Origin of the sequence: Weissella thailandensis (assembly GCF_001932615.1) — a bacterium.
GTDB lineage: Bacteria > Bacillota > Bacilli > Lactobacillales > Lactobacillaceae > Weissella > Weissella thailandensis.
In genome coordinates, this window is the sequence record NZ_CP014332.1 from 1,835,907 (window position 1) to 1,857,495 (window position 21,589).

At 41.4% G+C, this 21,589-nt stretch carries 14 protein-coding genes and 4 tRNA genes; all 18 read right to left on the bottom strand.

What is annotated here, in order from left to right; translation table 11 throughout:
- Window positions 1-71 precede the first annotated feature (71 nt).
- The 18 genes from FOL01_RS09175 to FOL01_RS09260 all read right to left on the bottom strand — a co-directional run bounded on the left by FOL01_RS09175 (window position 72) and on the right by FOL01_RS09260 (window position 21,573).
- Complete coding sequence (locus tag FOL01_RS09175) at window positions 72-1,319, bottom strand: chloride channel protein (RefSeq protein WP_075270345.1); 1,248 nt, start codon at window positions 1,317-1,319, stop codon at window positions 72-74.
- Window positions 1,320-1,333: 14 nt separating this feature from the next.
- Window positions 1,334-2,164, bottom strand: coding sequence for an SAM-dependent methyltransferase (locus tag FOL01_RS09180; protein WP_083603480.1), 831 nt, complete (start codon window positions 2,162-2,164; stop codon window positions 1,334-1,336).
- Between the two features lie 11 nt (window positions 2,165-2,175).
- Window positions 2,176-2,577 carry a helix-turn-helix domain-containing protein gene (locus FOL01_RS09185; RefSeq protein WP_075270346.1) on the bottom strand — a complete coding sequence of 134 codons (402 nt, stop codon included), beginning with the start codon at window positions 2,575-2,577 and terminating at the stop codon, window positions 2,176-2,178.
- A gap of 130 nt (window positions 2,578-2,707) precedes the next feature.
- Window positions 2,708-3,556, bottom strand: coding sequence for a methyltransferase domain-containing protein (locus FOL01_RS09190; protein ID WP_075270347.1), 849 nt, complete (start codon window positions 3,554-3,556; stop codon window positions 2,708-2,710).
- Between the two features lie 334 nt (window positions 3,557-3,890).
- Window positions 3,891-5,087, bottom strand: a complete 1,197-nt coding sequence (locus FOL01_RS09195; protein ID WP_075270348.1) for an iron-containing alcohol dehydrogenase — start codon at window positions 5,085-5,087, stop codon at window positions 3,891-3,893.
- 167 nt (window positions 5,088-5,254) lie between these two features.
- Window positions 5,255-8,899, bottom strand: a complete 3,645-nt coding sequence (gene rpoC, locus FOL01_RS09200) for a DNA-directed RNA polymerase subunit beta' (RefSeq protein ID WP_075270349.1) — start codon at window positions 8,897-8,899, stop codon at window positions 5,255-5,257.
- A gap of 148 nt (window positions 8,900-9,047) precedes the next feature.
- Entirely contained in the window at window positions 9,048-12,650 is a 3,603-nt protein-coding gene (gene rpoB, locus FOL01_RS09205; protein WP_156835015.1) for a DNA-directed RNA polymerase subunit beta, read from the bottom strand.
- A gap of 269 nt (window positions 12,651-12,919) precedes the next feature.
- Window positions 12,920-15,415 (bottom strand): ATP-dependent Clp protease ATP-binding subunit, encoded by a 2,496-nt coding sequence (locus tag FOL01_RS09210; protein ID WP_075270351.1) that lies wholly within the window; start codon window positions 15,413-15,415, stop codon window positions 12,920-12,922.
- Window position 15,416: 1 nt separating this feature from the next.
- On the bottom strand, window positions 15,417-15,893 hold the full coding sequence (locus tag FOL01_RS09215) for a CtsR family transcriptional regulator (protein ID WP_075270352.1): 477 nt from the start codon (window positions 15,891-15,893) through the stop codon (window positions 15,417-15,419).
- Window positions 15,894-16,037: 144 nt separating this feature from the next.
- A tRNA-Arg gene (locus FOL01_RS09220) sits at window positions 16,038-16,111 on the bottom strand.
- A 31-nt stretch (window positions 16,112-16,142) separates the two neighbouring features.
- Window positions 16,143-16,215 (bottom strand) — tRNA-Gly (locus FOL01_RS09225).
- 6 nt (window positions 16,216-16,221) lie between these two features.
- Window positions 16,222-16,294 (bottom strand) — tRNA-Thr (locus FOL01_RS09230).
- Between the two features lie 20 nt (window positions 16,295-16,314).
- Window positions 16,315-16,397, bottom strand: a tRNA-Leu gene (locus FOL01_RS09235).
- Window positions 16,398-16,693: 296 nt separating this feature from the next.
- Window positions 16,694-17,977: a serine--tRNA ligase gene (gene serS, locus FOL01_RS09240; protein WP_075270353.1), complete on the bottom strand. Its 1,284-nt coding sequence runs from the start codon at window positions 17,975-17,977 to the stop codon at window positions 16,694-16,696.
- 13 nt (window positions 17,978-17,990) lie between these two features.
- Entirely contained in the window at window positions 17,991-18,644 is a 654-nt protein-coding gene (locus FOL01_RS09245) for a deoxynucleoside kinase (RefSeq protein ID WP_075270354.1), read from the bottom strand.
- A 166-nt stretch (window positions 18,645-18,810) separates the two neighbouring features.
- Entirely contained in the window at window positions 18,811-19,227 is a 417-nt protein-coding gene (locus tag FOL01_RS09250; protein ID WP_075270355.1) for a F0F1 ATP synthase subunit epsilon, read from the bottom strand.
- A gap of 17 nt (window positions 19,228-19,244) precedes the next feature.
- A complete protein-coding gene (gene atpD, locus FOL01_RS09255) occupies window positions 19,245-20,645 on the bottom strand; it encodes a F0F1 ATP synthase subunit beta (protein WP_075270356.1) in 1,401 nt (466 codons plus the stop codon).
- Between the two features lie 46 nt (window positions 20,646-20,691).
- Window positions 20,692-21,573, bottom strand: a complete 882-nt coding sequence (locus FOL01_RS09260; RefSeq protein ID WP_075270357.1) for a F0F1 ATP synthase subunit gamma — start codon at window positions 21,571-21,573, stop codon at window positions 20,692-20,694.
- Window positions 21,574-21,589: the final 16 nt, after the last annotated feature.

Consider the following 21,589-nt stretch of genomic DNA (forward strand, 5'->3'; position numbering starts at 1 on the left):
AAATTTATAATACTTAAAAAGTGGTTGCGACGGAACAAACGTCGCAACCACTTTTTTGTTAACAATCTATACTATTTTAAAATCCATTTTGATGAAGCACTAGCCAGAGCAACTGACAGCCCCATTGGCAACAGTGCTGAATAATCTAAATGACAAACCTCAAATAACATAAATAATGCCATTAGTGGCGCTTGCTGGGAAGCTGCTAAGAAGCCTGCGGCGCCAATGACACCTGCTTGGACAAGTGATGCGCTGGGTACAAACAATACATAGACAAAGCCAATCAACACACCAAGTGAACTACCAATAGCAATCGATGGTGTTAATGTCCCACCTGATGCCCCACCTTTTATTGTCATGATCGTCACAACTGCTTTTAATAATGCACCCACCAATAAGAAAAGTGCTAAATGATAATCTGTATTCACAAATGCAAACTCAGCTAATCCGCGACCATTTCCCATAATTTCGGGCATAAACATCGCAATTAAACCTGTTATTAAAGCTGCTAATGGTAATTGCCATAAAATTTGTGAGCTCAGTGCACTATGCTTACCTGCCCATTGGAATCCTCGCCGGAAATAGGCGCCTAATACACCCATTAATAAACCAACGACCAACACAAAAGGTAACATATTTAGTGTAAAGTCTTTTTTGGCGATTAAATAATAAGGAACAAAACCCTTTGAAATTGAACCAATCAACATTGCAATAACTGACATACTCAAACTAACGGCGACACTTTTCATATCTACCTTTTTTAATAATATCTCAACTGCAAATAACATCCCCGTGATTGGGGCAATATAAATTCCTGCGAAACCCGCACCAGCAGCGGCAGCAATCAATAAACGCTGATCATCTGTTGATAACTTTGCTAGGCCAACTCGTTTCATAATCATTTGCCATTGCTGAGCTAGCATGGCTCCTGCTTCTCGTGGCGCTAATTCACGGCCAATTGAACCACCTGTTCCAACATAAAAGATTTGCGTCATCACATGAACCGCGGTGGCTGCAAAGGGCATTTTTTCGCCCTGCAACGCCTGCTTAATGCTGACCGTTGATTGCGCATATCGCTTTAAAGTGTACCAAATAATTGCCACAATTAGACCACCCAGTGTGACAGACACAAGCCGATTAACGGCTGTTGTTTCTGTAGGCACTGGAACTGCGGCATTTTCCTCAAAATGTAAAAATAATCGCTCAACGACATCTAATAATTGACCAAGAAATAATGAACTAAGACCAACAACTAAGCCCAATACGATGGTCGAAATAACTAATGTCACCGTCTGCTGTTTTGTTTCCCTTGCTAACATACATATCCCTTTATTTATTCTACTTCAAAAACACGTTCATCAATCAAATCAAACGACTGATGATGGGTATTTAACAGTGGTTTTAATTTAGCCTCTGACCAGAAAGCCTTAGAATTCGTTGCCCCATTCTTTTCACCAATTACAATAAACTTCTTATCCGAATATTGCTCGCGGATAAGTTGCAATACCCGCAAATCATCTGCTGACGTATCAGGTGCCCAACTCATCAGAATAACAGCCACCCCATCACCATGCTTCTTTAACGCTGATAATGCTGACATCTTGTATACCGTTGTCACTGGTTGACGCAGATTCACATCTGGTTGATCATGCCATGCTTGGTTATCCGTAGCAATTATTGTTTGTTCCGGTTGACAAGCTCGTAGACCTGCCGATAAATAACCATGACCTGCCATTAATTCAAGGACTGGCTCACCAGCAATATAATCAGATAAATCTTTAACAAACGGCGTGGAAACAAAACCATACATACTGAAATATTCAATTAAAGCATCTCTTAAATGACGCACTAAAAAATCGACATTTTCTAATGCCTCTGCCAATTTTGCCCACAAAATATTTCCTTTATTTGATTGCTTAGGATATTTATTTAGAACAAAACGTTGCACATCTGCAATCATGGCATCCGTTACTTTTAATACTGGTAATTGTTCAGGCAGTAATCCAGCATTGATTGCCAAAACTGCTTGCTGAACTTGCTGTATTAAATTAGTCACTGAATGAATTTCTTCAAATAATGATTGATACGACAACAGCTCACTAAGATAATCAATCTCAGTGAGCTGTCGGCCTGTACCAAAATGAATAAGCTCTTCTTGGTTCATATTGGTTCCTTTTAAAATAGATTTTCTTGATGATTACTGCGCTCATCATTCTCAGCAGTATAAGATACTGGGTTTAGATATGAATTGACATATTGGAATATATCAAAACGCTGTTGATCCGTTAATGGCTTACCATTAAAATCAATTTCCTTACCAGACAAAAATAGCAGTGACAAGTCAGTCTTTTCAGACATCGCCCGACCTACTAAGAAATCCATTGATACATTAAAAAAGTCGGCTAATTTACGGACTTCAATGTAAGATGGTGAACGGTCGCCACGCTCCCAGTTTCCAATTTGAGCAGCCGTATTTGGCTTTTGGCCTGGCTCAAGATGTTTATTCATTTCTTCAGCAAGGTTCTCTAATGTGATATTACGACCTTTTCGTAATTCACGTAAGCGATCTGGAAACATACGCGCAAGACTCCGTTCATTAAATATCGTTGATGGGCTCTCACCCTAGTATATTCATTTTACCGAACTTTCACACATTTTTCCACAATTATTTGTGGAAAAGGTATTATTTTATCCACATTATGCACAATTAGTTCTGAACTGTCATAATAACAACATTCACAGTCACTTTGGATAGTGGTGTTTTTTCAGCCATCGCTTGTGTTTCTGGTCGAGCTCCCCAGTGCAATGGTGTCATATGTAACAAATCAACATATAGCTCGGTGGGAATTGTCCAATCATAAGAAATTTCCCGTTGTGTGGCTGTTGGATAATTTTCCATAAAACGCTGAACAACTTTATCATTTTGATACGTATGCTTAGGAGAATCAGCCGGGTATAGCATTTCACGTAATTGATGTAAATAACCCGACGCTGGTACAACCTTAACTAAAGTCCCACCAGGTTTTAAAACACGTTTAAATTCTTCATAGGCGCTCGGTGAAAAGAATTCAACAATACTATCAAAACTACTATCTGCAAAAGGTAAATTGGCTAAGTCAGCTACAGCAAAGAAAGCCTCCGTATCCAATTGCGTTGCTAAATTCACACCCGCCTTTGAAATATCAAAACCAATCGCCGTATCATTCTGTTGACGTAAATCTAATAAGCGCTTTAAGGGGGTTCCTTCCCCTGTACCGACATCTAAAATATGTTGGTTTCCAGTTGGCAACTCTGCATTCACCGCTTGCACAATACCATCAAACAGACCGGCTGTTAACACCTTACGCCTGGCAGCTAACATACTATCATCATATTCTGTATTGGCTGTTTTATTTAAAAAATTTATGGCACCTTTTTTATTTAAATCTAACTGATGACCTTGTGGACATACTAAACTATGCCCATCCACATGATCATATGGCTCATTGTCCACCAAACAACGAAACATTGAGACATTTTGCTTAATAAATGCAATACCTTTGTCGATTTTTTTCATTTTTAAATATAATCTTCCCTTTTATTTCCAATTGATAGCATATCACATCTAGCAAAAAATCGCAGTACGAGAGAGCGTGACTGAAAACGGTTTGAAGTCGGTGTGTAACAATAATGACGCTATTTTGGCTCGCAGCAGAGCGAAGAGACGGAATTGCGACATTGTTGCTACATTGAGACTTCAGTTTTTAGGAGCGCGTTTATTGATAGCGTGACTGAAAACGGTTTGAAACCATTTATAACAATAATGCTGATATTTTGACTTATAGCGTAGCAAGATAAAAAAGACTAGGATATTTTTTATCCTAGTCTTTTCTCAACCATCGGTAATTATTTTATTCAAAGCCATCCGTGGTTAATGAAGCTTGATATAAGTCAACAACATCATCAACCGTCAAATTAACATAACCACCTGCTTGGTCCAAACCACCAATGCGAACGGCTTCTTGCGCCATTTCAACAAAATTTTCATCTGTATTAATATCAACGTCACCAAGTGTCATTGGAATATCAAGTGACTTTATCCAATCGTAAGTTGCCTGAATAGCTTTTTCAGCAATCTCACGGTCAGTTTCTCCTGTTAAATGCCAAACTTCACGGCCAAACCGAGCAAACTTGGCTTCAGTCTCATCCGATAACACCCGTTTCATCCAACGCGGCGTCAAAATTCCTAACCCAACCCCGTGGGTAATATCATAATAAGCTGATAATTCATGTTCGATTGGATGGACAGTCCACCCATTAGCATTACCCGAACGCGCAATACCATTTAAGGCCATTGTTGCACCCCACATTAGGTTGGCACGGGCATCATAATTATCCGGTTCTTTCAGTGCAATTGGTGCCCATTTAATAACCGATCGCATCATACCTTCGATGATACCGGCTTTCACATCATTGGCCGTCGAACGATCAAAATATTGCTCAGTCAGATGTGAGAAAATATCAAACGAGCCAGCTGCTGTTTGCCACTTTGATACTGAATAAGTTAACTGAGGATCTAAGAATGACACTGCTGGCGTATTTGGGCCATTTGTCCCAAGTTTAATATTCAAATCCGGATTTGAAATAACAGATCCTGAATTCATTTCTGAACCCGTTGCTGACAGCGTTAAAATATCGACAACAGGTAATTGATTGATATTCGCACGCGACTTAGCACCACGATCAGCCACTAAGTCCCAAGCATCGCCATCATAATATTTAGCTGATGCAATCACTTTTGAAGCATCAAGAACTGAACCACCACCAACTGATAAAATAACGTCAATATCATGATCCTTCGTCAACTGTTGTCCATCACGAACAGATGCAATCTTAGGATTGGGTGCAATGCCAGATAATTCAACAACATGCAATCCAGCTAATGCTTTCATTACACGATCATACAGACCTGACTTTTTAATTGACCCACCACCATAAGTTAGTAAGACATTTTGACCAAATTGAGCAACGGCCTCATGCAATTCCTCATCAATATGATGCTTACCAAATCGAATATCTGTACTATTTTGAAAACGAAAATCTTCCATTTGAACCTCCTGTCATTTACGACGGTTGTTACTTTCTTCATTATTTTATAATTGGCTATACCGTTATATTAACAAAAAAATCTCATAGACAACAACCGAATGTCATCTATGAGATTTTAGTTAACTACAGGATAACTACCATAACGGTACTCATCTTCTGTTAGATTTTATTTTGTTAAATGCATGGCATTTTCAATATCAGCAATTGAAGTTGGGGTATCATCCTCTTCAGTTATTGGCTCAGCAACAACTTTGTCTTCAATTTCTTGATATTGCTTCATTCCAGTACCAGCTGGAATCAACTTACCAATAATAACATTTTCCTTCAAACCAACAAGTGGATCATTCTTACCGCGAATAGCAGCGTCAGTCAAGACACGTGTTGTCTCTTGGAATGATGCGGCAGACAAGAATGAGTTCGTCTCTAATGATGCCTTGGTAATACCAAGCAATACTGGACGACCCGTTGCAGGCAAACCACCCTTAAGCAATGTACCTTCGTTGGCATCACGGAATTGCGCAATATCCATCAAAGTACCTGGCAAAAGATCAGTCTCACCTGGATCCATGACACGAATCTTACGTAGCATTTGACGTGCCATAACCTCAATGTGCTTGTCAGAAATCTCAACACCTTGCATACGATAAACCTTTTGCACTTCACGCACAATATAGTTTTCAGTTGCAAGTGTATCACGTACTTGGATAATCTCCTTAGGATCAGCTGAACCTTCATTCAACGTTTCTCCACGGTGGATATGATCACCCTCACCAACACGCATACGTGAAGCCATTGGTAATGTGTAAGAACGAGTATCTGCCTCACCTTGGATAGTAACTTCCTTGGTACGATCAGCAGGATTTTCCTCGATTGAAGTAACTTCACCAGTTACTTCAGTAATCATCGCACGACCCTTAGGGTTACGTGCTTCGAAAATTTCTTGCACACGAGGAAGTCCTTGCGTGATATCGTTTCCAGCAACACCACCCGTGTGGAACGTACGCATAGTCAATTGCGTACCTGGCTCACCGACTGATTGTGCGGCAACAGTACCAACAGCTTCACCAACTTCAACAACATCACCAGTGGCCATGTTACGACCATAGCAACGAACACAAACTCCGTGTTCAGTGTTGCAAGTAAATGCTGAACGAATAGTTACTGTTGTAATACCTGCTTCATCAATACGCTTAGCAATATCCTCAGTAATCATTTCATTATGACCAACCAACTTCTCACCAGTTTCTGGATCAAAGACAGACTTTTGGGTATAACGACCTAGGATACGGTCATATAGTGGCTCAATGACTTCGTTACCGTTCAAAATAGCCGTAACATCCAAACCACGATCACTATGGCAGTCTTCTTCACGGATAATGACATCTTGCGCAACATCAACCAAACGACGCGTCATGTATCCTGAATCGGCAGTCTTCAAGGCCGTATCAGTCATTCCTTTACGAGCACCGTGAGTAGAGAAGAACATTTCCAAAACAGATAGTCCCTCACGGAAGTTAGCGATGATAGGTAGCTCCATGATACGACCATTAGGTGCGGCCATCAATCCACGCATACCAGCTAGTTGTGAGAAGTTAGAAATGTTACCACGAGCTCCAGAATCCGACATCATAAAGATATTGTTATCTGGCTCGAATTGTTCAATCAGCTTTTCAGTAATGTCATCTTTAGCCTTATTCCAAACAGCAATAACGCGTTCATAACGTTCTGAATCTGTAATCAAACCACGACGGAATTGCTTTGTTACAGTTGCAACTTGCTTGTGGGCATCAGCGATAAGTTCTGGCTTTTCTTTCAAGTCAGTAACATCGGAAACTCCCACTGTCAAACCAGACTTTGTTGACTCATCGTAACCCAAGTCCTTCATACGGTCCAACAACAATGATGTTTCAGTAACTTTATAAACCTTGTAGACCTCAGCAATGATGTCTGACAAGTAACCCTTCTTAAATGGTGGCAAGATTGGTGTCTCAGCGTAACGTGCCTTGATATCCTCACCTGGCTCCAAGAAGAAACGATTATCAATTTCGTGTAAGTTAGCTTCTGTTGGCTCATTCAAGTATGGGAAGTCTTCTGGCAGAATGTCGTTAAAGAACAACTTTCCAACAGAAGTCATCATAACACGTGAACGTTGCTCAGCTGTAAATGGCTTTGTGGCTGGCAATGAACTTGTTTGAATACCAATACGAGTATGCAAATGTACATACTTATTTTGGTAAGCTGTCCGGACCTCATTAAGATCCTTAAAGATCATACCTTCACCTTCACGACCTGCTTCTTCAGTTGTTAGGTAGTAGTTACCAATAACCATGTCCTGTGATGGTGCAACGATAGGTTGTCCATCCTTAGGTGCCAAAATGTGACCAGCAGCTAACATAAGCAAACGAGCTTCAGCTTGTGCTTCATCAGACAAAGGCACGTGGACGGCCATTTGGTCCCCATCGAAGTCGGCGTTGTAGGCCTCAGTTACCAATGGGTGCAAACGCATCGCTTTACCAGAAACTAGCACTGGTTCGAACGCTTGGATACCCAAACGGTGCAACGTTGGTGCACGGTTCAAAAGCACAGGATGCTCCTTGATAACATCTTCCAAAACATCCATCACATCTTCATCACGACGGTCAATCTTACGCTTTGCGGCACGAATGTTGCCAGCTAATTCGCGGTTAACCAATTCCTTCATGATAAATGGACGGAACAACTCCATAGCCATTGGGCGTGGTAGTCCCATTTGATTCATCTTCAAGAAAGGACCAACATCGATAACTGAACGACCAGAGTAATCAACACGCTTACCAAGCAAGTTTTGACGGAAACGTCCCTGCTTACCCTTAAGCATGTGTGACAATGACTTCAATGGACGGTTACCTGGACCGGTAACTGGACGACCACGACGACCATTATCAACCAAAGCATCAGCTGCTTCTTGCAACATACGCTTTTCGTTTTGCACGATAATTCCAGGTGCGTTTAACTCTAACAAACGCTTCAAACGGTTGTTACGGTTAATCACACGACGGTACAAATCGTTCAAATCTGAAGTGGCAAAACGGCCACCTTCAAGTTGAACCATTGGGCGCAAGTCAGGAGGAATAATTGGAATAACATCCATAACCATCCACTCTGGCTTGTTACCAGACTTAACAAACGCTTCAATGATGTCCAAACGACGAACAGCACGAACACGCTTTTGTCCAGTTGCTTCACGCAACTCAGCCTTTAGTTCAGTAACTTCTTCTTCCAAGTCAACTTGAGATAGCAAGGTTTGAATAGCCTCAGCTCCCATGCCGGCTTCAAAGGCATTACCATATTCGGCCTTTAGTTCACGATATTCACGTTCTGAGATCAATTGCTTTTCAGTTAGTGGTGTATCACCACCCTTTGTAACCACGTATGAAGCAAAGTAAATAACTTCTTCAAGTGAACGTGGTGACATATCCAAAACTAGTCCCATACGTGATGGGATACCCTTGAAGTACCAAATGTGTGATACTGGCGCAGCCAATTCAATATGACCCATGCGCTCACGACGAACCTTAGCTGACGTTACTTCAACACCACAACGATCACAAACGATTCCCTTATAACGGATTCGCTTATACTTACCGCAGGCACATTCGTAATCTTTTGTAGGTCCAAAGATACGTTCATCAAAAAGACCATCTTTTTCGGGTTTAAGTGTTCGGTAGTTGATTGTCTCAGGCTTTTTTACTTCACCATAAGACCAGCTGCGAATCTTATCTGGACTAGCCAGACCGATTTGCATGCTTTCAAACTTATTGACATCGATCAATGGTTCGACCCCTTTCATAGGTTCTTTATACAAGTCCGATCCATAACGCCACTAGATTTGTGCTTAGTATTATTGTCAATTCAGACCCTAACACTAAGCACAAACCTAGCAAACGCTAGGTCGGCTAACACTTTATTTAATTCGTATATTAATTAGCAGAATTATTAGTGTTTGTAACACTATCTGAATTTGCCGTCTTGCCAGCACCTTCAGCGTTAAATTCTTGTGCTAATTTGTCAGTTTTCTTATCTGCTGAATCGATGTTAAGAACTGTATCATCCTCATCCATATCACGTAATTCAATTTCACGTTCATCGGCATCTAAGACCTTCATATCCAAACCAAGTGCTTGCAATTCCTTAACTAACACACGGAATGACTCAGGCACACCTGGCTTAGGAATCTGTTCACCCTTAACGATAGCTTCGTATGTCTTAACACGTCCAACAACATCATCAGACTTGTAAGTCAAGATTTCCTGCAACGTGTGTGCAGCACCATAAGCTTCAAGGGCCCAAACTTCCATTTCACCGAAACGTTGACCACCGAATTGTGCTTTACCACCAAGTGGTTGTTGCGTAACTAATGAGTAAGGTCCGATTGAACGAGCGTGAATCTTGTCATCAACCATGTGGGCTAGCTTCATGTAGTGCATGATACCAACAGAAATACGCTTATCGAACGCTTCACCAGTACGACCATCATACAAGATTGACTTTCCATCGGCTGGTAAGCCAGCTTCTTGGATAGCATCCCAGATATCCGTGTCAAGGGCACCGTCAAAGACAGGTGATGCAACGTGGATACCAAGTTCACGTGCGGCCATACCTAAGTGTAATTCAAGCACTTGACCAATGTTCATACGTGAAGGCACACCCATTGGTGACAACATAATGTCAATTGGCGTTCCATCTGGCATGAATGGCATATCCTCAGAAGGAACAATCACTGAAACCGTTCCCTTGTTACCGTGACGTCCGGCCATCTTATCACCAACTTGAATCTTACGACGTTGTGCAATATAGACACGGACCATTAGGTTAACACCTGGTGACAACTCATCACCGTTTTCACGAGTGAAGATACGAACATCTTGAACAACACCGCCACCACCGTGAGGAACCTTCAATGAAGTATCACGTACTTCACGAGCCTTCTCACCGAAAATAGCATGTAGCAAACGCTCTTCGGCTGATAGTTCAGTTACACCCTTAGGCGTTACCTTACCAACCAAAATATCACCGTCTTCAACTTCAGCACCAATACGGATAATACCGCGTTCATCCAAATTCTTTAACTGATCTTCACCAGTATTTGGAATTTCACGAGTAAATTCTTCAGGGCCAAGCTTTGTATCACGTGCTTCTGATTCGTATTCCTCAATGTGGATTGATGTATAAACATCATCACGAATCAAACGCTCATTAATAATGATGGCATCCTCGAAGTTATATCCTTGCCAAGTCATAAAGGCAATCAATGGGTTTTGACCCAATGCCAATTCACCTTGCTCCATTGATGGACCATCAGCCAATACTTCATCGGCATCAATCTTATCACCAACTTTAACAATTGGACGTTGGTTGTAGTTCTTACCGGCGTTTGAACGACGGAACTTCATCAATGAATACTTGTCTAATGAACCATCTTCACGACGAACACGAATTTCGTTACCATCAACGTACTCAACAACACCAGGATATTGTGAAATAAGCGCAACACCCGCATCATGAGCAGCCTTATATTCGATACCAGTACCAATTAATGGTGCATGTGGATCAATCAAAGGAACCGCTTGACGTTGCATGTTCGCACCCATCAAAGCACGGTTTGAGTCATCGTTTTCCAAGAAAGGAATAGCGGCCGTAGCAACCGCAACGATTTGCTTAGGAGAAACGTCCATGTAATCAACTTGGTCAATTGGTACTTCAGTGTTCACATCACTATTACGCGCCAAAACAGTATCCGTAGCAAATGAGCCATCTTCGTTTAAGACAGAATTTCCTTGTGCAACCACAAAGTTATCCTCTTCATCGGCTGTTAAGTAATCGATTCGGTCAGTAACCTTATGCGTTGTCCAATCAACACGACGATATGGTGTTTCAATAAATCCATACTTATTAACACGTCCATACGTAGCCAATGAGTTAATCAAACCAATGTTAGGACCTTCGGGTGTTTCGATAGGGTCCATACGTCCATAGTGAGTATAGTGAACGTCTCGAACTTCATATCCGGCACGGTCACGAGTCAATCCACCAGGTCCTAAAGCTGACAAACGACGCTTGTTAGTTAACTCACCCAATGGGTTTGTTTGATCCATGAATTGTGACAATTGTGATGAACCAAAGAATTCCTTAACAGCGGCAACAACTGGACGAATGTTAATCAATTGTTGTGGTGTCACAGTATCTGGATCTTGAATTGACATACGCTCACGAACAACACGTTCCATACGGCTCAAACCAATACGGAATGTATTTTGTAGCAACTCACCAACACGGCGGATACGACGATTACCCAAGTGGTCAATATCGTCAGTAACACCAACGCCCAATGGCAAATTCAAGAAGTAGTTCATACCAGCGATAATATCAGCTGGCTTTACTGTACGAATAGCTGGATCGAATTGACCATTACCAATAATTGGTAGTGTCTTTTCAGGATCTTCTGGATTCTCAACCAAGATTGTTTGCAAAACCATTGGTTCAGTAACAACTGCATCATCAGAAGGTGTGAAAGTTGTCCGCTTGAAATCTTCACGATCCAAGTAAGGAGACAATGCTGACATAACCTTCTTGTCAATGACTGTACCCCTTTCGGCAATAATCTCACCTGTATCTGGATCAGCCAAAGTCTCACCCAAAGTCCAACCCATCAAGCGTGACTTTAGTGATAACTTTTTGTTGATCTTGTAACGACCAACTGGTGCCAAATCATAACGCTTTGGATCGAAGAAACGTGCAGTCAACAAGGCACGTGCTGAATCCGCTGTCTTAGGTTCTCCCGGACGTAAACGTTCGTAGATATCCTTCAAAGACTCTTCAACTCGTGAATCCTCGATGTCCTTATGCACATCTTTATCCAAGGTTAATGAAATAGAATCATATTGATCACCTAACATTTGTAGGATTTCTGAATCTGATCCGTAACCCAATGCACGTACCAACTCTGTGATTGGTAACTTACGAGTACGGTCAATACGAACATAGCTAAGACCCTTAGCATCTGTTTCAAATTCCAACCAAGCACCACGACTTGGGATGAATGTCGTACCGTAATTTGGGCGTCCGTTCTTATCTAATTCTTCATTGTAGTACACACCAGGAGAACGTACTAATTGTGAGACAATAACACGTTCAGCACCATTAATAATAAATGTTCCTGCTGGTGTCATTAATGGGAAATCACCAAAGAACACGTCTTGTGATTTGATTTCACCAGTTTCCTGATTGGTTAAGCGCAACGTAACGTGCAATGGTGCTGAATAATTAGCATCATGGTTACGAGCTTCTTCTACTGTGTACTTTGGCTCCATGAGCTTATAGTCCACAAATTCTAGAGACAACTTACCTTGGAAATCCTCAATTGGCAAAATGTCCATAAACATTTCACGTAATCCTTCATCCAAGAACCAGTTGTATGAGTCCGTTTGAATTTCGATCAAGTTAGGCAAATCAAGAACTTCCTTGATTCGTGCATAACTACGACGAACACGGTGTTTACCATACTTTACAAGCGTTCCTACCAAGTTTTCCACCTCGCTTTGAATTGGCCAACTGTGCACCCAGTTATATTACAGTTTGTTAACAATTTCTGATTTTTACTGGTTTTTAAGTGCAAAAAAGACAACAGCATCCCCATACCTGAAAACGCTCTTGTCGTTAATATGCAGGCTTCCAGGGACAATATTTCCTATCAGCCGTTGTCTTATACACAATTAAACTAATGATAAGTATACAAGAAAAAGTAAGCATTAGCAAGAAAAACAAATCTTGTCAACGCTTACTTTTTAATTATTTATCCAGTGACGGTTTCAACGTCTTTTTTGGGTTGTTTTACCGTGATATTGATCTCACCACTCTTAGCACCAATCGTCACTTGATCGTTAACCGTAACCTTACCAGTTAACAATTCTTCAGATAATGCATCTTCAATCTTCGACTGCAATGCTCGTCTAATTGGACGCGCACCATATTCTGGATCAAAGCCAGCTTTGGCAATCACATCAATTGCCGCTGGCGTAATTTTAACCTTGAATCCTTGTTCACCAATACGTTGCAGAACTGACTTTGACATCAACTTAACAATTTGGTGAAGTTCATCCTTATTCAATGAATGGAAGACCACAACTTCATCCAAACGGTTGATAAACTCAGGGCGGAAAGTTTCCTTAACTGTCTGCATAATCGTATCACGCATTGCATTATAGTCAGACATCTTATCAACAGCGCCGAATCCAACTGACTTTTCATCACGTAGACGAGTTGCACCAAGATTTGACGTCATGATAATAATCGTATTCCTAAAGTCGACCTTACGACCCTTAGAGTCCGTTAAGAAACCATCGTCAAAGACCTGCAGCATCAAATTGTAGATATCTGGATGTGCTTTTTCGGCCTCATCAAGCAATACGACTGAGTATGGTTGACGACGAACTTTTTCAGTTAGCTGGCCACCTTCCTCATAACCAACGTAGCCAGGTGCTGATCCAACCAAACGGCTAGCTGAATAAGCTTCACGGTATTCTGACATATCAACACGAATCATATTATCTTCTGAGCCAAACATTGCTTCAGCTAAAGCCTTCGCTAATTCAGTTTTACCAGTTCCGGTCGGTCCTAAGAACAAGAAGGTACCAATTGGTCGTTTAGGATCTTTCAAGCCTGAACGCGCCCGGCGAATTGAACGTGCGATGGCTGAAACTGCTTCATCTTGGCCAACAACGCGATCATGCAGCACCTTTTCCAAATTGATCAAGCGATCTTTTTCAGACTTTTCCATTTGTGTTACTGGCACACCAGTTTGCTCAGAAACGACCTCGGCAATATCATGCAACGAAAGTACCAAGTCATACTTTGCTTGAGTATCACCATCACTATCAGCCTGTGCATCTAGTTGTTTATCAATACGTCGCTTTTGACTCATCTCTTTCTTACGCAATTCTGCAGCTAACTCAAAGTCTAAGCGTTCAATGGCCGCATCTTTTTCTTGACGCAACGTCGCTAACTTCTCTTGCTGTTTTGCTAATGGTGTTTCATGACCAACTCGGTCAATTCGTACCTTAGCTGCTGCTTCATCCATAATATCAATGGCCTTATCAGGTAGGTAGCGTTCCGTGACATACCGCTCTGAAAGTTTAACCGCTTCAATAATCGTTTCATCAGGAATAGCTACTTGATGATGCTTTTCGTAACGATCCTTTAATCCCTTTAGAATTACGATAGCATCGGCCTGCGTTGGTTCATTAACGCCAACCTGGGCAAAACGACGCTCAAGGGCTGCATCTGTTTCGATATATTTTTGATACTCATTTAGTGTTGTTGCACCAATCGTTTGCAATTCACCACGAGCCAAAGCTGGTTTCAAAATATTCGATGCATCAATGGCACCTTCCGCACCACCTGCTCCAATCAGCGTATGTAACTCATCAATAAACAAGATAACTTGGCCATCGTGCTGAATTTCATCAATCACCTTTTTCAAACGATCTTCAAATTCACCACGGTATTTTGTACCCGCGACCAATGATCCCATATCCAGCATCATCAAGCGCTTTTGTGTCATATCTGATGGTACATCACCAGCAATAATTTTTTGTGCCAGTCCTTCAGCAATCGCTGTTTTACCAACACCTGGCTCACCAATCAAAACTGGGTTGTTTTTTGTACGGCGTGACAGAATTTGGATGACCCGCTTAACTTCGGTCTCACGGCCAACAACTGGATCCATTTTCTTATCACGCGCTAATTGGGTCAAGTCACGTGCTAAGGCATCCAAAGTTGGTGTTCCTTCAGTTTGCTGAGCTTGGTTGCTACGCTTACGACGAGGGTCACGTCGCTTAGGCGCTTCACTAACACCTAGTTTACGTAAAATAGCTCGGCGCATTTCTTGTGGGTTCACCCCTAAATTGATCAAAATACGCGATGAAAAAATCGTTTCATCCGATAATAAGGCCAATAGCAAATGCTCAGTTCCTGTACGCTCTTGATGCAATTTTACAGCACTCTCGTTTGCTAGACGTAGTATCTCAGCTGCCTTTGGTGAATAAGGTAAATAAGATTCTTTTTCAGCACGAGATAATGTACCATAACCCGTAAATTGTTCAATTTGACTTTTAATGTCATCATCAACCACATTGAATTGTTGCATAACCTTGCTAGCAATACCTTCTTTTTCGATTGCTAAAGCAAGTAACAAATGCTCAGTACCAACGGCTTGATGTTTAAAATATTTTGCTTGTTCCTGTGCAACGACTAAAACGTTTTTTGCACTCGGTGTATATTGATTATCCATATTAATCACGCTCACTTTCAAACCGTAAACGGTTCAATAATTGCTGTAATAATCTTGCTCGTAGTTGATCTTGTATCGCTACGTCACCAACGGCTAACGCTTCCTTCGATAACATTGTTAAAAGGAGCTCACCTTCACGTTGCGTCAAAATCTTTTCTCGATACAAGCTAGATATCACGGCTGTTGCTGTTCTAAAGCTAACAATCTCAGGGAGACTCTGTCTCATTTCGTCAATGAGATCAGGCTCTGTTCGTAATGCCATTTTTACAATACGAATATAGCCACCACCGCCACGCTTTGATTCTACCAAATAACCATTTTCAGCACCAAATCGTGTTTTAATAACATAATTAATCTGTGATGGCACGACGTTAAAGCGGCGGGCAATTTCAGCCCGACGAATTTCAACTTCATTCGCCTGCTGTAAAATTTGTTTCAAGTATGCCTCAATATTATCCGACATATTTGAATCAGCCATGTCCTTCACCCCCTTGACCAATATTGACATAATTATAAAACGCATTGCAAGTCAATGCCACTAAACATTCACATCTTTTTTAAAAAATGTGAATTTGGCATAAAAAGAGGTTGAGACAAGTCTTGTCTCAACCTCTTTAATTGATGCACCTAGAAGGATTCGAACCTTCAACCTTCTGATTCGTAGTCAGACACTCTATCCAGTTGCGCTATAGGTGCATATTATTTAAAACTTCCCAAATTGGAAGAAAGCGAACAACGGGATTCGGACCCGCGACCTCTACCATGGCAAGGTAGCGTTCTACCAGCTGAACTATGTTCGCATGGGATGCCGACTACTGGATTCGAACCAGCGACCTCTTCATTACTAGTGAAGCGCTCTGCCAGCTGAGCTAAGTCGGCTTCTGTATCGATAATCGATATACGGATGACAGGAATCGAACCTGCACGCCCTAGGGGCACTGGAACCTAAATCCAGCGCGTCTGCCAGTTCCGCCACATCCGCAACAGACGTCTAACGAGTGAAACACTCGAGACAACTTTTATAGTATATCCAATCTATGAACAAGTGTCAACACTTTTTCAGATCTTTTACACTTTGTGGTTAGTGCGCTATGACTAACAACAACTTACTACTTGATATATAATACTAGGTTTTATCACTTCTTGCAACTCTTTTTTAGTTATAATCTGTTATAACGCGTTTATGCTACATAATTTATAGAATTATTGTTAATGCATTTAAAAAAGAGATTGGGACATTTATTCTGTCTCAATCTCTCTACGTTCAACTGTTATTAATTACAAAGAATCTTCAGACACGATCTTATCAGCACCAAAGTATGGGCGCAAAACTTCTGGAATCGTCACTGTACCATCTTGATTTTGGTAGTTTTCTAAGATTGCAGCAACCGTACGACCAACGGCCAAACCAGATCCATTTAAGGTGTGGGCAAATTGCAGCTTACCGTTTTCATCACGATATTGAATACGTGCACGACGAGCCTGGAAAGCTTCCGTATTTGATACAGAAGAAATCTCACGATAAATATCTTGTTGTGGCATCCAAACTTCCACATCATATGTTTTAGCTGCTGAGAAGCCCATGTCTCCTGTTGATAGGGTAATAACGTGGTATGGTAAGTTCAACTTTTTCAACAAGCTTTCTGCATTGACCGTCATATCTTCTAATGCTTGATATGAATCTTCTTGCTTAGTGAATTTTACCATTTCAACTTTATTGAATTGGTGCATACGAATCAAACCACGCGTATCACGTCCAGCTGAACCAGCTTCTTGACGGAATGCTGGTGATAAAGCAGTCACGCTATAAGGTAATTTATCAGCGTCAATAACTTCTTCACGGAAATAGTTAGTCAAAGGCACTTCAGCCGTAGGAATCAAGGTCATATCGTCATTAGTACCGACACGATAAGCATCATCCATAAACTTTGGATATTGTCCCGTACCATACATTGCTTCATTTTTAACAAGGTAAGGCGTGATCATTTCCTTATAACCTTCTTTTTGATGTTCATCAAGCATAAAGTTATAAACTGCTCGCTCTAAACGGGCCCCTTGACCAACATAATAAACAAAGCGCGCACCAGATACTTTGGCACCACGTTCAAAATCCAAAATACCTAAGTCTTCACCAATTTCAAAATGGGCTTTTGGTGTAAAGTCAAAGCTAGGAATTTCACCCCACTTGCGCTCTTCACGGTTTGAGTCCTCATCTGGTCCAACGGGGATCGTCTCATTTGGCAAATTTGGGAAGTGCAAGGCACGATCTTTAATTTGCTTGTCTAACACTGTGACCTGTTCATCCAGTTCTTTAATTGTAGCTGAAACTTGTTGCATCTCAGCAATCACGTCACTAGCATCTTCCTTTTGGCGCTTCTTAAGACCAATTTGATCTGACACAGTATTACGACGTGCTTTTAGTTCTTCAGTTTGGACTAATAGCTCACGACGCTTCGCATCATCGGCTACCAATGCATCAACTTCTTCCGGAGCAACCCCACGCGTTGCTAAACGTTCTTTTACTTGTTCCGTCTCATGACGAATTAGCTTCATATCTAACATAACATTTACTCTCCTATTCACCCTGTAAGCCCAATTCACTAATTTTTTGGTCAATTAATGCTAATACTTTTTTTGCTGCTGACTCATCAGCCACAAAATCATATTGGTCACCATCAATACTTAACTTTGGGGACCGGTCATAAGCATCAAACCAAGCCACATAGCGTTCATTCAAACTCTTATAATAGTCGTACAATGATGGATCATTGGCTATTTGTTCATAATCACGTCCACGCTTTTTAATACGTTCTAGCATCGTATCAAAACTAACATGAATATAAATCAACAAATCCGGTGTTTTGACAATGGCTTCATCTGAAAAGTCGACTTGCTCCATAATGTTATTTAACAAATCACCATAAATTTGCACTTCAGTTTGCGTTGCTCTATCTAAGTCTGCATTTAACTTGAATAACAACAAATCTTCAAAGATAGATCGATCAATCACGTTTAATTGACTACCTTGTGCATCTTTGATGTTATCCAAACGCTTATTCAAAAAATAATTTTGCAACAAGAATCCGTAACGTTTTGGGTCCTCATAAAACAATGGCAGAATAGGATTGTCATCAACGGATTCGTATAAGGCTTCGCTTCCTAAATGTTCTGCGAGCATCGTTGTTAAGCTGGTCTTCCCAGCACCAATAGTTCCCGATAGTACGATCATCCTGTTGTCCTACTTTCTTTAATCAATATTAAGTCTATTTTATCAAATTTTACGACGACTAACACACCTAGTTTTATTAACTCGACATTTACACAAAAAATACGTCCGTACAGGAAAATTCCCACACGAACGTATTTTATTGATAAACGTTTATTCGTTCAACTAGTTACTTGTTACCAGTAACTGCATGAATACGATTAACCGCACGCATTAAAGCAGCTTGTGCACGCTCAACATCATCTGTATCACCGGCAGCTATATGCTTTTCAGCACGTTCCTTAGCTTGTTCAGCACGCTTGACGTCAATGTCTTGCGTACGCTCTGCACTGTCAGAAACGATCGATAATTGATTTTCAGAAAACTCTGCAAAACCACCACTAATTGTAACGGTTTCTTGTAAGCTTTCTTCTTCGTTAATGACCTTCACTTCGCCAATGTGCAACGATGTAATAATTGGTGCATGGTTCGCCATGATTCCTTCTTCACCATTGATTGTATCTAGTACAACCAACGATGCAGTTTCATGTCCAAACACCACACCATCTGGCGTTACCACCTTAACATGTAGGGTGTGTTCACTCATGGCACCGCCCCCTTTGTTTAGTTAGCCATCTGAGTAGCTTTTTCAGCTACCATTTCAACGGCACCAACGTTACGGAAGGCATCTTCAGGATATTGGTCATACTTACCATCCAAAATTTCCTTGAAGCTGCGAACAGTTTCATTAAGTGGTACGTATTGTCCTGGCAATCCCGTAAATGTCTCAGCAACTGAGAATGGTTGTGACAAGAAGAATTGAATACGACGAGCACGATTAACAATCGTCTTCTCTTCGTCTGACAATTCATCCATTCCTAAGATAGAAATGATGTCTTGCAACTCACGGTAACGTTGTAATGTATGTTGTACTTCAGTTGCGACATCATAATGCTCTTGTCCAACAATTTCTGGGGCCAAGGCAGTTGATGTTGAAGCCAACGGATCCACGGCTGGGTAGATTCCTTGTTGCGTCAATGAACGCTCCAAGTTAGTTGTCGCATCCAAGTGCGCGAATGTCGTCGCAGGAGCAGGGTCAGTATAATCATCGGCAGGCACGTAAACGGCTTGGATTGATGTAACTGAACCCTTCTTCGTTGAAGTGATTCGCTCTTGTAATTGACCCATTTCAGTAGCCAAAGTTGGTTGGTAACCAACGGCTGATGGAATACGCCCAAGCAAAGCAGAAACCTCTGAACCAGCTTGTGTGAAACGGTAAATATTATCGATGAACAATAGCACATCTTGACCGTTAACATCACGGAAATGCTCAGCAATCGTCAAACCAGTCAAGGCAACACGCATACGTGCACCAGGAGGCTCATTCATTTGACCATAGACCATGGCTGTTTGTTTCAAAACGCCAGATCCTTGCATTTCATAGTACATGTCGTTACCTTCACGGGTTCGCTCACCCACACCAGTAAAGACAGAAATACCATTGTGACCTTGTGCGATGTTGTGAATCAACTCTTGAATCAACACCGTCTTACCAACACCGGCACCACCGAATAGACCAATCTTACCACCACGAACATATGGTGCTAAGAGATCAATAACCTTGATACCAGTTTCTAGAATTTCTGTTGATGTTGACAATTCATCGTATGCTGGTGCATCACGGTGAATTGGGTCACGTTGTACGTCGTCTCCTAATGCTTCTCCGCCATCAACTGGCTCTCCTAGCACGTTAAACACACGTCCCAACGTCGCCTCACCAACAGGGACACTGATTGAACTTTCAGTGTCTGTTGCCGTCATTCCACGCCGCAATCCATCAGTTGAATCCATGGCAATCGTACGTACGACACCATCACCCAATGACAAAGAAACCTCAACTGTTAATGTGCTTTCATCATCTTTCTCAATAACCAAAGCATTGTTAATATCTGGAATCTTTGCATCTGATGGAAAGGCAACGTCAACAACGGGACCAATGACTTGAACAACTTGTCCGGTATTCATTGTCGTTTCCTTCCTTCATTTGTAATAAACCTGATGCTGGATACTTCTAATCCAAAGCGGCCATTCCACCAGTAATTTCTGTAATTTCAGTCGTAATTGCACCCTGACGCGCACGGTTGTACTGTAATCCAAGTGAATCAATGATTTCCTTGGCGTTATCAGTCGCTGAAGACATCGCATTTGCAGATGCCGCATGTTCAGCGGTTTTCGCATCAATAATGGCACCATAGACTAAACTCTCGGCATATTGTGGTAACACAACATCCAAAATCTTTTCAGCTGATGGCTCCATCTCATAGTCAGCCGTATACTTATTATCGTCTTTAGATTCTTCCAAGTTTTCTGTTGAAACGGGAAGCATCTTTTCTAGACGAACTTCATTTGAAATACGACTCAAGAAATGCTGATAACCCACGATTAATTCATCAAAGACTTCGTTATCATACATTGTCGTAGCTGTCTTAACGATTTCACGAACCTCTGTAAAGGTTGGCACATCAGACACACCACGGTATTCGTATGCAACATCAAATCCGCGCTTCTTAAAGAAGTCGGCACCATTACCACCAACTGCCAAGATGACAACCTGATCAGGTGTTAATTGGCGTTCATTGATTCGAGCCATTAATTCCTTTAATAGCGTTGAATTATAACCACCAACCAAGCCACGGTCAGATGATAGGACTAAAAATCCTACCTTTGACACGTGTCGTTGTTCAAGCAACGTACCTGCCACATTATCAATATGAGCAGTTGCTAGGTGTGCCACAACGTCATGAAGGGCATCGGCATAAACCGTATATGAACCACCATGACGTTGAATTTGACTTAATTTAGCAGTCGAGACCATTTGCATGGCACTCGTGATTTGACGCGTCTTTTTCGTTGAGGCAATTCGGCGTTGAATATCTTGTAAAGAAGCTGCCATTTATCGCCCCTCCTTT

Coding starts and splice junctions, on each gene's coding strand:
- FOL01_RS09175 (WP_075270345.1), bottom strand. CDS start 1,319: ATGTTAGCAAGGGAAACAAAACAGCAGACGGTGACATTAGTTATTTCG.
- FOL01_RS09180 (WP_083603480.1), bottom strand. CDS start 2,164: ATGAACCAAGAAGAGCTTATTCATTTTGGTACAGGCCGACAGCTCACT.
- FOL01_RS09185 (WP_075270346.1), bottom strand. CDS start 2,577: ATGTTTCCAGATCGCTTACGTGAATTACGAAAAGGTCGTAATATCACA.
- FOL01_RS09190 (WP_075270347.1), bottom strand. CDS start 3,556: ATGAAAAAAATCGACAAAGGTATTGCATTTATTAAGCAAAATGTCTCA.
- FOL01_RS09195 (WP_075270348.1), bottom strand. CDS start 5,087: ATGGAAGATTTTCGTTTTCAAAATAGTACAGATATTCGATTTGGTAAG.
- FOL01_RS09210 (WP_075270351.1), bottom strand. CDS start 15,415: ATGGATAATCAATATACACCGAGTGCAAAAAACGTTTTAGTCGTTGCA.
- FOL01_RS09215 (WP_075270352.1), bottom strand. CDS start 15,893: ATGGCTGATTCAAATATGTCGGATAATATTGAGGCATACTTGAAACAA.
- serS (WP_075270353.1), bottom strand. CDS start 17,977: ATGTTAGATATGAAGCTAATTCGTCATGAGACGGAACAAGTAAAAGAA.
- FOL01_RS09245 (WP_075270354.1), bottom strand. CDS start 18,644: ATGATCGTACTATCGGGAACTATTGGTGCTGGGAAGACCAGCTTAACA.
- FOL01_RS09250 (WP_075270355.1), bottom strand. CDS start 19,227: ATGAGTGAACACACCCTACATGTTAAGGTGGTAACGCCAGATGGTGTG.
- atpD (WP_075270356.1), bottom strand. CDS start 20,645: ATGAATACCGGACAAGTTGTTCAAGTCATTGGTCCCGTTGTTGACGTT.
- FOL01_RS09260 (WP_075270357.1), bottom strand. CDS start 21,573: ATGGCAGCTTCTTTACAAGATATTCAACGCCGAATTGCCTCAACGAAA.